The sequence below is a fragment of the Chloroflexaceae bacterium genome (assembly GCA_025057155.1).
GTDB lineage: Bacteria > Chloroflexota > Chloroflexia > Chloroflexales > Chloroflexaceae > JACAEO01.
Window position 1 is genome coordinate 147,934 of record JANWYD010000007.1, and the last position, 13,021, is coordinate 160,954.

The window sequence follows — 13,021 nt, forward strand, 5'->3', positions numbered from 1 at the left end:
GGGGACTGTATTGTACCAGATTTACTGCCCCAGATACCGGCGGAACCAGAGCACCTGCTCCTGGACGCCGTAGAGCTCGTAGGTGTCGGTAAGATCAGTTCCGCCGAAGTTGTGGTAAGCGTCCTGGAACTTCAGCAGCCTGGCAGGCGTCCCGGTGGCGATCACCTGACTCATGAAGTTCTCCATGACCGCGACCGGTAAGAAGTCCTTCGTACCGTGGAAGGCCAGCAGCGGCGTCCGCACCCGCTCAACCTGGTAGATCGGCGAGTCGCGGCGGTACTCCTCGAGAGCTGCGTAGATCGGCCGGCCCTGCAACCAGGGGATCAGCTCGCCGCCACCACGGCTCCACTCAGTAATGACGTCGACGATCGAGCACATCGTGTGGGCGGCATCATAGGTGTTGGGGTGACGGGTGACGCTCTGGGTAACGAAGTAGCCGCCGTAAGAGCAGCCCGCGATGCCGACTTTGCTGGCCCAGCCCCGCGCCCGCAGTTGGGCGACGATCTCGGCCTGGGCATCGATGTCGATCTGCCCGAAGTTGTTGCCGTCGGCCAGGGCCTGGAAGCGCTCAGGCCCAAACCCGTAACGCCCGTAGAGCGGCGTGACCAGCACCCCGAAGCCGAAGTTCGGCAGCAGAGAGGTTGGGACCTCAACCGTATCTCTCCAGCTATTCGGCACCGTCTCGGTCGGCCCACCTGGCTGCCAGACGACGATCGGCACCTGCCGGGGCGGGAAGGGCACGTCGGCGGGCAGGATGAGCACACCCTCGAAGCGCTCGCCGTTGCGCAGGGTGAACGAGACCCCGTACTGCCGCGCCTGGCTAAGGTTGCGCACCGCATCGTTGCGCCAGGTGAGCTGCGCAAAGGCCGTACCGTCCCAGCGCATGCGATAGTACTCGGGCGGGTCGGTGAACGAGCTGTAGACGAAGACGATCTCGCGCGAGCGGTTCGTTGAGACGACATCAAGGAAGACTCCGGCCCGGTCGGCGATGTTGCGGAATTCGCCCGATCGCAAGTTGTAATAGTAGGGGTGCCCGTTGGTGCCGTAGCGGGTCTGGATGATCACCTCGTCCGGTGAGACGAATTCTACCCGCTTCTGGCTGGTGTCGAGCTCCGGGCGCTCCAGTCGGCGAATCTCTTGCAGGTCGCTGTTGAAGAAGCGCAGGCTACCGCCAGCGTGGAACTGCGGGTAGTACTGCGGGTAGCGCCGCCCCTTCACCCGGCCGGGCGTGTTTACTTCCACAACGAGCGTCTGGTTGTCGGTGCTCCAACTTGTGCCAGTGTAGAACACCCCGTCGCTCTCGGCGGCACGCATGCGGCGCACGACGCCGCTTGGAAAATCGAGGATCGTGACGGCGTTGCTCTGGAGGAAGATGTTCTCCTCAGGCGCCAGATTGCCCGTCGCGTCACGATAGCCGAACTCGGTAAGCTTGACCCCGTCGAAGCTGCGGGTATCCGTGTCGGCAATCGACCAGCTGGTGAGGCTGAACTTGTCACCGTTCTGGCTGAAGGTGACATCGGCGATCAGCGTGTTCGGCTCGACCGTGAGCACCTCGTGCGCCACGCCGCTGTCCACGTCGACAACTTTGAAGCGTGCGCCCTCGGTGACCAGGAACCTCACCAGGCTCGGAAGCGGCGTGAAGCCCGGGTCGAGCACGTCGCCCTGGCCGGAGGCGCTCAGGGACGGGAACGACGCCGGTTTCGCATCTGTCGTGTCCAAGAGCAGCAGCTTCTGATGGTTGGGCGAGAATAAGATAGGGACCTGCTTCTCACCGACCCAGCGAACCGCCTTGCTCAGCCGAGGCTCGCCGATCGTCGCCCTCCCGGTGCGACGATCGATATTGCCCCCGCTGTAGCCGTTTTTGGTTATCGTGAGAAATCCGAGGGTGTAGTCATCGAGCCAGACATAGTTCGTGGAGGCAGAGAACCGCTGATCAGAGGTCACTGGCGTCACCCCGCCGTCGCGCACATTGACGAGAAACAGCTCGGGTCCATAGGCTGCGAGAAACGCCTGGTCGTCGGGGCTGACCGGGCTTACGACCCTGTACGAGGTACCCCACCCCGCGCTCCGTAGTGTGACGATCTTCTCCACATCTTCGGCTGGGAGCAGATTTGGAAGCGACCCCTTTGTGCCATCGACGAGGTAGATGTTCTTCCTCTCTTCGATAACGGTGGGGGTGCCGGTCTGGGCAAAAACCGGAGGGGTGCTGAGCAGCAGGGCAAGCAGGATGACGATCAGACCGAGGCGATGAGGCTGTGCCACAGGATACTCCTTATCAGACTCCCATATGCGGGATGCACAACGCCGCGATGAACACCGGCCCCCGTACGGCCGCAGCGCGCTGCGGCCCTCCGGCTTCTGCGGGCGCCGCAGCCACTACCGCCGCCTTCCGGTGAGGGCAAGCACGCGCAGGAACATGTTGATGAAGTTCAGGTACAGCGCGAAGGCGCCGTAGATCGTCGCCTGGCGCGCGCCATACGCATCACGGGCCTCGGCGACCCGCCTCTTGGTCTGCTGGGTATTGTAGGCGGTCATGCCCGCGAAGAGCAGCACGCCGCCGACCGAAAGCGCCCAGTCCAGCCAGCCGCTGCGCACGAAGAAGAAGTTGATCGTCGAGACGAGCAGCAACCCGAGCAGGCCAAAGAAAAGAAACAGGCCCCAGCCCGACAGATCGCGCTTCGTTACGAAGCCGTAGACGCTCAGGGCGCCGAAGATGCCGGCGGTCACAAGGAGGGCGATCACGATCGCCTGGATCGGGTAGATCAACACGAACAGCGAGATGGTCAGCCCGGTGAGCGCCGAGTAGACGAGAAACAGCACGATTGTCACCGCGGGGGGGAGCCGCATCACCAGCATACCCAGGACAATCGCCACCACCAACTGTACCCCGAACAGGCCGAAGAGAACCCAGATACTCGACTGCAAGAACCCGATGAACGCCGGCGTGTTCGCGGCGAACCAGGCGACGGCCCCGGTGATGCCCAGACCGAGCACCATCCAGGCGTAGACTCCCGCCATCGACCGCTGCTCCGCAGTCACCTGGAGGGTCGTAGCGGAAGACATTGATGAAGTGTTCAAGCGTTTACCTCACTGGCTCTAGCGCACCAATGGTATGCCGATAGTTGGTCACCGGTGATCGCTGTGATGCAATGGCGCAAAGGCCTGGCATTACTACCACGAACCCGTTGCGCCTTCGCGCCATTGCCTCGACGTTAAAAAACCTGTTGCAAACCGATGACCACGAACCCGATAAGCATGTTCACCAGGCCGATCGCGACCGCGGCAAAAAGTGCCCCCACGATGCCGTCAACCTTCATACCGGGCAGGATCTTATCACCGAGCAGGAGCACGACTACCGCGACGATCAGACCCAGGAGGCCGCTCCAGATACCCGGGGAAGTGCCCGTAGCGATGAACACGGAGGCCAGCAGGACGTTGATGATGATCGTGAGAATGGCGATGACGATCGCTGCCACAATCGCGCCGTCGAACCCGGCGACGGTCAAGCCGACGTTGAGCTTGCTCACGATCCAGATGACCAGAGCACCGAGAAGCGTATTGAGGACGAGGGATACGATCAGGGCGACGATTGGTAACGTGTCCATGGATTATTGCTCCTGGTTCATTCAGCAGGTTTACTTGCATTTCCGCCCCCCTCCCAACCTCTCCCCGTTGGGGGAGGCGCCGGAATCCCTCGCCCAGCGGGCGAGGGTTGGGGAGAGGGCGGGGTTACCGAAAAACGTCGTTCACCGACTATTCGGCGGTCCGTCAGGACGCAGCACGCTGCGTCCCCACGGGTCGTTTACAGGCAGCATAGGCCGATCACACCGCAGGGCGGTCACAACTCACGGGTGTGTCCCTTCGATCAAGCTGATCAAAACCGGATAGACCAGATCAATGCGCTGTTTCGGGTGGTTCGGGTCAATGACATCGTGGTCAAGGTTCAGTTCGGCGGGGAAGGTGTAGGTGCGGACAGTCGCGCCGTTGCGCGCCCACGACTCGCCAAAGGCCGCAGTGGCGCCATTGCTGATCGCCCCGTCCGCGTCGTTGTTCACCAGCAGGATGTTCCGAACCTCCGGCGCCTTCCGTGCGGCATTGTCCTGCACGGCGAAGCTCGGACGCAGGAGGGCGCCGACAGCGTGGACGGGGTAGCGGGGGTAGGCGTAGGGCGGGCCGATGGCCCGCTCGCGCGCTTCGTTGTCCCACCACATGTAGAAGTTCGGGGTCGCCAGAATGGCGCTTGCCGCCGGGCGAATCGAGAAGGGTGGCAGGCCCGCGATGTGGAATAGCGGCGCGATCAACACCGCCTGCGCCACATCGCCGCGCTGCTGCGCGGCCCAGGCCGCCAGCGTCCCGCCGGCTGAAAGGCCGGCGACAATCACCTCGGCGCCGAGGCCCTGAGCCAGATCGATGCTCTGGCCGGTGAAGCTGACCAGTTCGTTCGCGGTCAGCCCGGCCAGGTCGTCGGTCAGGCGGTCGGCGTGGCCATGGCGGGGCAGGCGGGGGATGTAGACGGCATAGCCCCGCGCCGCCAGTTGCTCGGCCAGCGGCACGAACTGGGCCGGACAGTTGGTAAAGCCGTGAAAGAAAACCACCACCCGCTCGGCGCGCCGGCCCGGCGTGAAGAGGCGACTTGCGCAATTCGGATTGAGACTGGAGTCGGCCAGTTCCGCCGCGATCCGCGCCCGGATCGCGGCGACGCTCGTGTTGTAGTCGGTTACCGGCGCCGGGGTGGTGACCAGGTCGCTCACGAAGAGCGGGCGCGTCCAGACCCAGGCGCCAAGGCTGACGACGACGAGGGCGATCAGGATCAGACCGCTCACCAGGGCCTGGACCAGCGGGCGCCCGCGCAGGAACGCCGCTACACGGCGCCCTGCGCTCCGCAGGCGCGGGGTCAGGGCGCGCTCCATCCCCGGCGATAGCGCGATCTGCCCCAGAGCGAGCAGGGCGCCGGTCAGGGCGAGCAGCGTGACCATGAACCACCCGCTGAAGACCAGCGTCACCAGCGAGATCATCAGGCCGGTTACGACGCGCTGGGCCAGGCTCTCGCCGTAGAACCAGGGGGACGCCAGCCCATAGACCAGGTGTGACACCTGGTAGACCAGCAGGTAGCCCAGCAGGGCCGTGAGCGCGCCGGCCATGGCCCCGCGGCCCTCGCTGACACGGCGCCGGCGGGTGATAAGCAGCCACCAGCTCAACGCCCCCGCTGCGCTTACGGTGAGGAAGACGATCAGGCTGGTGACGGTCAGATCGGCCGCTGGCTTGCCGCCCTGGAAGAGGCGTGCAACGCCGGCCGCCACTCCGCCGAGGATCAGCCCCGCGATTGCTGTCCAGACGGAAAACGCGGAGATGCGCTGAAAGCCGTTCGCCGCCACGACGATGTCAGATCCTCGACGCAAGGCCATACCCTCTGGACCTTCTTCACCTGATAGTATGCCGATCAGGCCGTGACGTTGAGCACCCTGGCGAGATCGGCGAGAGCAGACTGCTCTTCGGCGCTCACCGGCGTACCGCCCATCCCCAGAAACCCGCCTTCCGTGTTGGCCTCGGCCACCTTTACCGCCGCCTGGTACAGCCACTGGCGAAAGGCCGACGCCTCGCCGGGCGCCTTGCTGTCAACCAGCGCCAATGCAGAGCCAAGCTCGGACAAGATCGCGTCGTTCGACTTCGGGGCGCTCGGTCCCTCACTGGAAGAGGCCGGCTTCTGCTCCTGCATATCGGCCATCAGATCCTTGATGATCTGCAGGCCCCCGGCGCTTTCCGCCTCGCCTTTCAGGCTGCCGAGGACAGCGAACGCCTCTTTGATGTTTCCGATCAGACCACCCTTCGATGCCTTGCCAACGTACTCCGCGACCAGCATCGGCAGCTTCGCAACCTGCTGCCATTCCTCCGCGCTGAAACTCGCCTTGCCTGTCATCCTGTTTACCTCCTTCTGCCTGGTGCAGTGCACCCTATTGAACACCGCCCTATCGACGGCTCAGGAAGAGCGTACTCCGGCGCCCTGTCAAAAACCTGTCAGATAGCATTTACATTTACCAAACCTTCGGCGCCGCGGAGGGCGCCGAGAAGCGCAGAGATCTTCAACAAGCCTGGCTTCCTCGATCCTCCGCGCACTCTGCGGTAAGCCTGACCGGGTATGTCAGACCAGATTCGTCTTGAGTCAGTGCGTGCGCATAATCGCCAGATCTCATTGGAAGGCCATATACGGCAATCCGAAATCCGAAATCCAAAATCCAAACTGGCATCGCCCTATGCGCTCCGGGCGCGCGCCGTACCACGGAGTGGGCGTTGCGCCACCGGCTCAGTCTCGGCAATCAGCCGCGGCGCCAGGTTGCGGGCATAGGCCACAGCGACAGCCTGGGATCGGCTCTGCACCCCGAGCTTGGCGAAGATCTGGCCGCAGTGGAACTTGACCGTCGCGCGGCTCACGCACAGGCGCGCCCCGATCTCATCGTTGGAAAGTCCATGCGCCAGCAGGGCCAGCACCTCGCGCTCCCGCCGCGTGAGCGTTTCAACCCCCAGGTCGCGTGACTGCGCCGAGAAGGTGATGCCCAGGACCTCAGGGGCGAAGACCTGCTGGCCGGCGGCGATGCTGCGCAGGGCCTGGGCCAGGGCCAGCGGCCTGGTATTCTTGAGCAGATAGCCCCGCGCGCCGGCCCTGAGCGCCTCCCGCACCCGTTCGGCATCGGCCTCCAGGGTAAACACGACCAGGGGGATGCACAGCGCCTCGAGCAGCCGACGAAGCGCCGCGGGCCACTCCGGCCCGAGCGCGTCAATCTCGACGAGCGCGACGGTCGCCGCGCGCGCCGGGCCGAGCCGGAGCGCGTCATGGAGGTCAAAAGCCTCGCCGACCAGTTGCAGGTCGGGAAAGGCGGCGAGCAACTGGCGCACGCCGGCGTGGACAAGCAGTAGCGGGTCAATCGTCAGGATGCGAATGGTTATTGGCTCAGCCATGGCTATTCCTGGGGCCTCAAGCTATACGACATGTGAGGCGTGTGGTCCTCACCCTCCCCCCAACCCCCTCCCTCTCCACCTGCAGTGGAGAGGGAGGGGGCGTCGAGCGCAGCGAGGCGGAGGAGGGTGAGGAACCCGGCTTTCTCTATATCCCTAACCGTGGGAGGGTTCGTTTCGCCAGGCTCGCTCTGTGCTCCATCCCTCAGCGCGTCTCAGATATGACAGGCGCCTGCGTCGCGACAAGGCGGCGCAGGCCGAAGGCCCCCAGGGGCGCCGAGCAGGGCCGAGCCGGCGACCACCAGGGGCCAGGCGCCACCGCTGGTGTTGGGCAGGTTCCTGGGAACCACAACCATGAGCGCAGGCAGCGCGAGCAGGACAACGGCGAAGGCCAGCACCCCGGCGAGACGGATCACGCTCATTGTCTTGCACCTCTGGTGTCGGCGCGGCTTGTCGCCGCGTGCCACGCTATCTTGCGCGGCTCCAGACCGCGCCCCCGACCACCCAGGGCTGTTGCTGCGTCCCCGGGTCAGGCTCCAGCCTCCGCCGCGGGAGGAATACTTTGCGAAAGCGGCAACAGGATACTCCCTCACCTTGTCAGAATCTTGTCAAAGGCGTATCATGGCTCTGGTATGACAACCTTGACCCTCAAGCTGATTGGTGCCATCGCCGTTGAGCTTGACGGCCAGCCGCTGCGCTTTTCACGCCGGGCCAGCCTGGCGCTCCTGATCTACCTGGCCTGCGCGGGGCGCTCGCAGGCCCGCGCCACCCTCGCCACGCTGATCGCCAGCGAGAGCGATGAGCCGAAGGCGGCCATGGCCCTCAGCAACGCGCTGCGCGATCTGCGGGCCGTGCTCGGCGATGACCTCCAGGCCGACAAGCAGACGGTCACGCTTGCCCCGACCCTCACCATCGCCCTCGACGTGGCCGACTTCGAGGCCGCGGCCCGCCTGGCGCTCCAGCGGGATGATCTGGAGGCCCTGCGCGCCGCTGCCGCCACCTACAGCGGTGAGTTCGCCCGTGGCTTCCACCTCCGCGATGCGCCCGCCTTCGATGACTGGTTGCACTACGAGCGCGAGCGGCTGCGCGACCAGTACGTGGCCGTGCTGGAGCGACTGGCCGGCGCCGAGGAGCGGGCCGGCGATCTGCGGGCCGCAATTGCGACCACGCGCCGCCTGCTTGCTGAGGAGCCATGGCGTGAGGAAGCCCACCGTGGCCTGATGCGCCTGCTGGCCCGCGATGGCCAGCGCGCCGCCGCGCTGCACCAGTTCGCCCGGTGTCGCGATCTCCTCCAGCGCGAGTTCGGCGTCGAGCCGCAACTCGAGACCCTCCGCCTCTATGAACAGCTTCAGGCCGGGCCGCTCGCCCCGCCCCACAATCTGCCGGCGCGCGCCACGGCCTTTGTTGATCGCCCGGCTGAACGCGCCCTGCTCACCACCCAGTTGCTGCAGCCCGATTGCCGCCTGGTCACCATCACCGGCATCGGCGGCGCGGGCAAGACGCGCCTCGCCCTCGAGCTTGCCGCGGCCTTTACCCGGCCCGCCCTGCCCGACGAGCTTGCCTTTCCCGATGGGGTTTTCCTGGTCACCTGCGATGAAGCCGACCGGTCCAGCCCTGGTGAGGTACGCCAGCTCGCGCAGACGGTCCTGCGCAGCCTCAAGCTCATGGTCGAGCCGGGCGCCGATCCGCAAGCGGTTCTGCTGGGCTGGTTGGCCGCGCGCCGGCTGTTGCTGATCATTGACAACGCCGAGGTGGAACCTGCGGTGGCCCCGCTGGTCAGCGCGATCCTCGCCGCCGCGCCCGAAGTGCGCCTGCTGGTGACCTCGCGGGTGCGGCTGCGGCTCGCGGCGGAGTGGGTCTTCGATCTGGGCGGCCTCAGCCTGCCCGCCGGCCCCGAGGATCTGCCGGGCAGCGCCGCGGGCCAGCTCTTCCTGGAACGGGCGCGGGCGGTGCGCCTCCAGCACCCGCCGGGCCTCGACGACTACCCGCATATCGTCCGCATCTGCCAACTGGTCAACGGGCTGCCGCTGGCCATCGTGCTCGCCGCCGGGCGGCTGCGGGCCCTCGACTGCGCCGCAATCGCCGATGAACTTGCCTGTAGTCTCGACCTGCTGGTCAGCGACGAGACCGACCTGCCGGTACGGCAGCGCCGCCTCGACGCCGTGATCCGCTGGTCCTGCGCGCGGCTCAGCCCCGAAGAGGCCATGGTCCTGCGGCGCCTGGCCATCTTCCCCGGAGCCTTTGATCGCCCGGCGGCCCGGGCGGTGGGCGGCTGCACGCCTCAGGTGCTGGAAATGCTGCTTGACTACGGGTTGCTCAGCCGCGCCGGTGAGCGCGCCTACAGCCTGCATCCGCTGGTGCGGCGCATCGCCGCCGAGGAACTGGCGCAACTTCCCGATGAACAGGCCCAGGCCGAACTGCGCCACGCCGGCCATTTCATCCGCCTGGTTGCCACGGTGGACGAACAAGTTGCCCGTAACGCGAACGCGATCTACGACCTGATAGACCACTGGAGCGATCTGAACCTCGCCTGGGGCTGGGCCGTCGCCCGGCGCAATCGCGAGTACATCGTGCGGCTGCGCCCTGGTATGGTCCAGGTGTGGTACGCCCTCGGCCTCTTTCAGGAAGGCGCCGCGCAGTGCCAGCGGGCGGTAGCGGCCCTGGGCGGGAGCGGCGCGCCGCACACGGTGAGCCGCGCAAATGGGTTGGAGATCATCGAACTGCTGCTGGCCGCAGCCCGGCTCCTTGTGCACCGGGGTGACGCCCCTCAGGCGCGCGCGGCCATGGAACAGGCCCGCGCCTTCGCCCCCGCCGACGACGACACGCTCTCGGCGCGCATTGACCAGCTCGAGGGCACCCAGTTTTACGTCCAGACTCGCTATCGGGCCGCTCGCCCGCTCCTGGAGCGCGCCCTGGCCGCTGCGATTCGCCGTGAGGACCGGCAGGGCGAACTGGAGAACCGGAGCCTGCTCGCCCGCCTGGCCTGGCGGCATGGCGATCTCGCGTTGATGCGCGCAACGGTCGCGGCCGCCAGTCAACGCTTCGACGACCGCGAGCCCTCCCTCGACCTGATCCTGCTCTGGTACGCCGAGGCCCATCTCGCGGTAGAGATCGGCGATCTGACCTCGGCCCGGGCACTGCTTGAGCGACGCTCCGTTCGTTCGCAAGCGCCCGAGCATTTCCAGTTGCGCTTCTGGCACTGGTCGCTTCAGATCGCGGTTGCTACGGCTGAAGGGCGCCTGGCGGCTGCCGAGGAGCAGATGCGCCATGCCGCTGGCTATGCCGGTGAGACGGTCCACGGCTTCATCAGCGTCCATCTTACGGCCATGCTGGGCAACGCCTTGCTCGCCCAGGGCACGATCGAGGAGGCCGATGCGATCTACGCGCACGCGCTACATGGCGCAATGCGTCTGGATATGCCGCACCCGCACTGTTCGGCGCTGCTTGGCCGCGCCCGCGCTGCTGAACTGCGCGGCGACGTAGCCCGCGCCCACGCCCTCGCCGGCGAGGCGCTGCGGATCGCCGGCGACGAGGGCTATCAACGCCTCCAGCGCAAGGCGTACCTGCTGCTGGGGCGCGGCCTGGCGGGCCTCGGGCGCTATGCCGAGGCCGCGGCAGCCTTCGCCAAGGCACGGGCCGCCGACGAGGCCGTGGGCCACTCCGTGCAGGCCGCCGAGGCCGCCACTGCCGAGGCCCAGGCGCTGTACCTGCAGGGCGAACCGCGTGCGGCCCGGAGGCGCCTGGAACCCTGCCTGCCGTTGCTGCTCAGTGGGCAGCTTATCGGCGCCGAAGAGCCGGTGCGCGCGCTGCGCGCCGCCGCCGAGGTGCTGGGGGCGGCGGACGACCCCCGTGGCGCGCAACTCCACGCCCGGGCGCGCGCCGAGCTCGAGCGGCGCGCCGCCCTATTGCGGCCCGAGCGCCGCGACGCCTTTCTGCGTGCCATCCCCGCCCACTGCGGTCTGCTGGGCACCGGTGAGCCGGTCGCCGGGTAATGCCCGGCAAGCCGTCGTGTAGAGGTGTGGAGGTGTAGAGCTGTAAGGTGTGAAGATGTGCAGCAGATAGTCACGCCCCAGCCCGAAGATGACAGCCCTCGCCCTTCTACGCATCAGAGTGGCGCTCCTCACCCTCCCCCGCCTCGCTACGCTCGGCGCCCCCTCCCTCTCCACCTGCAGTGGAGAGGGAGGGGGCCAGGGGAGGGTGAGGACAACCACACCGTAGCCGCCCATACGCCGCGCGCAACGGTATGCAAAACGATCGCTCCGAAGGGGCTTCGCCCTCCCAACCGCTCCCGGCCCCCGTTCCCCTCGTCACCGTGCGCTGCCACGGCGCGCTAAACGACTTCCTGCCTCACGCACAACGTGGCCGGCCTGTTACATTACCCTGGTCGGCCCATGAAACCGTCAAGCATGTGGTCGAGGTGGCCGGCGTGCCACATCCGGAGATCGGGGCGCTGACCATCAACGGCGCGCCAGCGAGCTTTGGCGCGCGGGTCGCGCCCGGCGCAGTGATTGACGTCTTCTCGCCCGAAGAGGCGCCGCCAGACGGGGTTCCCTTGCGCCCGCCGCTGGCCGTGCTGCGCTTCGCCTGCGATGTGCACCTGGGGCGTCTGGCCGCCTACCTGCGCATGCTCGGCTTCGACACACGGTATCGCAACGACCAGAGCGACGCCGAACTGGTGGCCCTTGCCCGCGCCGAGGAGCGCGTCCTGCTCACCCGCGATGTGCGGCTGCTGATGCGCGGCGCGGTCGTTCATGGCGCGTTTGTTCGCGCCACCGACCCGGAGGCGCAGGTGCGCGAGGTGGCGCGGCGCTTCGGCCTGCGGGCCAGCGCGCGGCCCTTCCGGCGTTGCATGCGCTGCAACGGCCTCACGGCGCCGGTGGCCAAAGCGGAGATCATCGATCAGCTCCAGCCAAAGACCCGGCGCTACTACGACGAGTTCTGGCGTTGCCAGGATTGCGGGCGGATCTACTGGTGCGGCTCCCATGTGAAGCGGATGCAGGAATTGATTGACCGGGCCCTCACAGGATAATGAGCCGCCCGATCAATCCAAACGTGGGTGCAACCCTGAGAGTTGCACCCACATTGCAACCCTCAGGGTTGCACCCAGGAGCACAGAACCCTCCCAGAAGCTGAATCAGCCTCAGCGCAGCTCCTGACCGGCCAGAAAGCCAAGCAGCAAGCCATGGAAACGTTCCTGGGCCTCGATCTGCGGAAAGTGGCCGCAACGGGGAATGATCACCAGTTGCGAGCCCGGAATGGCGGCCTGCGCCTCCCGCGCATACTTGACCGGGAACAGACGATCCTGCTCGCCCCAGACGATCAGCACCGGGCAGCGGATCTCCTTCAGGCGCTCCCAGAGGCCGCTGCCCTTGAGATCGTTGGCCTCGAAGTGACGGCTCATCGCCAGCGTCGTGTCGCGAATGCGGCGATCGCCAAGAGTGGCGCGCCCGCGGGCGATCAGCTCAGGGGTGACGTAGCGCGCCGGGTCGGCAAAGGCGGCGGCAAGTTGCATGCGGATCACCGGCGTGAGTGCGGAGAGAGAGAGAATGCTCTCGCCCAGGAAGGGCAGCGACCCGCCTTTGCGCATAAACAGCGGCAATTGCATAAATCCCTCGCTGTCGGCGATCAACAGCCGCGAGACGCGCTGCGAGTAGAGCACTGTCGTCGCCAGGGCGTGCTTGCCCCCCATCGAGTGCCCGACCACGGCGGCGGATTGCACCCCCAGGGCGTCGAGCAGGCCGACATTGAGGTCCGCAAACCGCTGGAGGCTGTAAGCCGCGCCTCCCGGCTTATCCGAGTACCCGAAGCCCAGCGTGTCCGGGGCGATTGCCCGGTAGCCCGCCTCGGCCAGACATGCGATGGTGGGGCGCCAGTCATCGGCGTTGACCAGGAAGCCGTGCAACAGCAGCACCGCCGGTCCTTCACCCGCCGTCAGCACCCGCAGGCGGAACCCTTCGACCGTGACCGTCGTGGCCTCGACGTTGACCTGTTCCTTCAGATTGTGCATGGTGTCATCCTCCGTAGGGGCCTGGCCGGGGCGCCAGAACCCAGGGATGTTTCTGGAAGGGCG

General features: G+C 66.6%; 10 protein-coding genes. 2 read left to right on the top strand and 8 right to left on the bottom strand.

Annotation, left to right across the window (positions count from 1 at the left end):
- Positions 1 to 21: 21 nt before the first annotated feature.
- From NZU74_07795 to NZU74_07825, 7 genes are all read right to left on the bottom strand, one after another.
- Positions 22 to 2,262, bottom strand: coding sequence for a prolyl oligopeptidase family serine peptidase (locus tag NZU74_07795; GenBank protein MCS6881222.1), 2,241 nt, complete (start codon positions 2,260 to 2,262; stop codon positions 22 to 24).
- 114 nt (positions 2,263 to 2,376) lie between these two features.
- On the bottom strand, positions 2,377 to 3,063 hold the full coding sequence (locus tag NZU74_07800) for a Bax inhibitor-1/YccA family protein (GenBank protein ID MCS6881223.1): 687 nt from the start codon (positions 3,061 to 3,063) through the stop codon (positions 2,377 to 2,379).
- A 149-nt stretch (positions 3,064 to 3,212) separates the two neighbouring features.
- Positions 3,213 to 3,605, bottom strand: coding sequence for a phage holin family protein (locus NZU74_07805; protein ID MCS6881224.1), 393 nt, complete (start codon positions 3,603 to 3,605; stop codon positions 3,213 to 3,215).
- Positions 3,606 to 3,845: 240 nt separating this feature from the next.
- Entirely contained in the window at positions 3,846 to 5,405 is a 1,560-nt protein-coding gene (locus NZU74_07810; GenBank protein MCS6881225.1) for an alpha/beta fold hydrolase, read from the bottom strand.
- A 35-nt stretch (positions 5,406 to 5,440) separates the two neighbouring features.
- Positions 5,441 to 5,917 carry a hypothetical protein gene (locus NZU74_07815; protein ID MCS6881226.1) on the bottom strand — a complete coding sequence of 159 codons (477 nt, stop codon included), beginning with the start codon at positions 5,915 to 5,917 and terminating at the stop codon, positions 5,441 to 5,443.
- A gap of 332 nt (positions 5,918 to 6,249) precedes the next feature.
- A complete protein-coding gene (locus tag NZU74_07820) occupies positions 6,250 to 6,954 on the bottom strand; it encodes a response regulator transcription factor (GenBank protein MCS6881227.1) in 705 nt (234 codons plus the stop codon).
- 212 nt (positions 6,955 to 7,166) lie between these two features.
- Positions 7,167 to 7,373, bottom strand: a complete 207-nt coding sequence (locus NZU74_07825; GenBank protein MCS6881228.1) for a hypothetical protein — start codon at positions 7,371 to 7,373, stop codon at positions 7,167 to 7,169.
- Positions 7,374 to 7,583: 210 nt separating this feature from the next.
- Between NZU74_07825 and NZU74_07830 the strand changes: the two genes are divergently transcribed.
- Together NZU74_07830 and NZU74_07835 are read left to right on the top strand one after the other, a co-directional pair.
- A complete protein-coding gene (locus tag NZU74_07830) occupies positions 7,584 to 10,943 on the top strand; it encodes a hypothetical protein (GenBank protein ID MCS6881229.1) in 3,360 nt (1,119 codons plus the stop codon).
- A 251-nt stretch (positions 10,944 to 11,194) separates the two neighbouring features.
- Positions 11,195 to 11,980 carry a Mut7-C ubiquitin/RNAse domain-containing protein gene (locus NZU74_07835; GenBank protein MCS6881230.1) on the top strand — a complete coding sequence of 262 codons (786 nt, stop codon included), beginning with the start codon at positions 11,195 to 11,197 and terminating at the stop codon, positions 11,978 to 11,980.
- 111 nt (positions 11,981 to 12,091) lie between these two features.
- Here NZU74_07835 and NZU74_07840 read toward each other — a convergent pair whose 3' ends face one another.
- On the bottom strand, positions 12,092 to 12,958 hold the full coding sequence (locus NZU74_07840) for an alpha/beta hydrolase (GenBank protein MCS6881231.1): 867 nt from the start codon (positions 12,956 to 12,958) through the stop codon (positions 12,092 to 12,094).
- Positions 12,959 to 13,021: the final 63 nt, after the last annotated feature.

What these genes read in the sequence shown, in the direction of transcription:
- NZU74_07815 (MCS6881226.1), bottom strand. Translation starts at nt 5,917, where the DNA reads ATGACAGGCAAGGCGAGTTTCAGCGCGGAGGAATGGCAGCAGGTTGCG.
- NZU74_07805 (MCS6881224.1), bottom strand. Translation starts at nt 3,605, where the DNA reads ATGGACACGTTACCAATCGTCGCCCTGATCGTATCCCTCGTCCTCAAT.
- NZU74_07800 (MCS6881223.1), bottom strand. Translation starts at nt 3,063, where the DNA reads ATGTCTTCCGCTACGACCCTCCAGGTGACTGCGGAGCAGCGGTCGATG.
- NZU74_07810 (MCS6881225.1), bottom strand. Translation starts at nt 5,405, where the DNA reads ATGGCCTTGCGTCGAGGATCTGACATCGTCGTGGCGGCGAACGGCTTT.
- NZU74_07840 (MCS6881231.1), bottom strand. Translation starts at nt 12,958, where the DNA reads ATGCACAATCTGAAGGAACAGGTCAACGTCGAGGCCACGACGGTCACG.
- NZU74_07820 (MCS6881227.1), bottom strand. Translation starts at nt 6,954, where the DNA reads ATGGCTGAGCCAATAACCATTCGCATCCTGACGATTGACCCGCTACTG.
- NZU74_07830 (MCS6881229.1), top strand. Translation starts at nt 7,584, where the DNA reads ATGACAACCTTGACCCTCAAGCTGATTGGTGCCATCGCCGTTGAGCTT.
- NZU74_07825 (MCS6881228.1), bottom strand. Translation starts at nt 7,373, where the DNA reads ATGAGCGTGATCCGTCTCGCCGGGGTGCTGGCCTTCGCCGTTGTCCTG.
- NZU74_07835 (MCS6881230.1), top strand. Translation starts at nt 11,195, where the DNA reads ATGCAAAACGATCGCTCCGAAGGGGCTTCGCCCTCCCAACCGCTCCCG.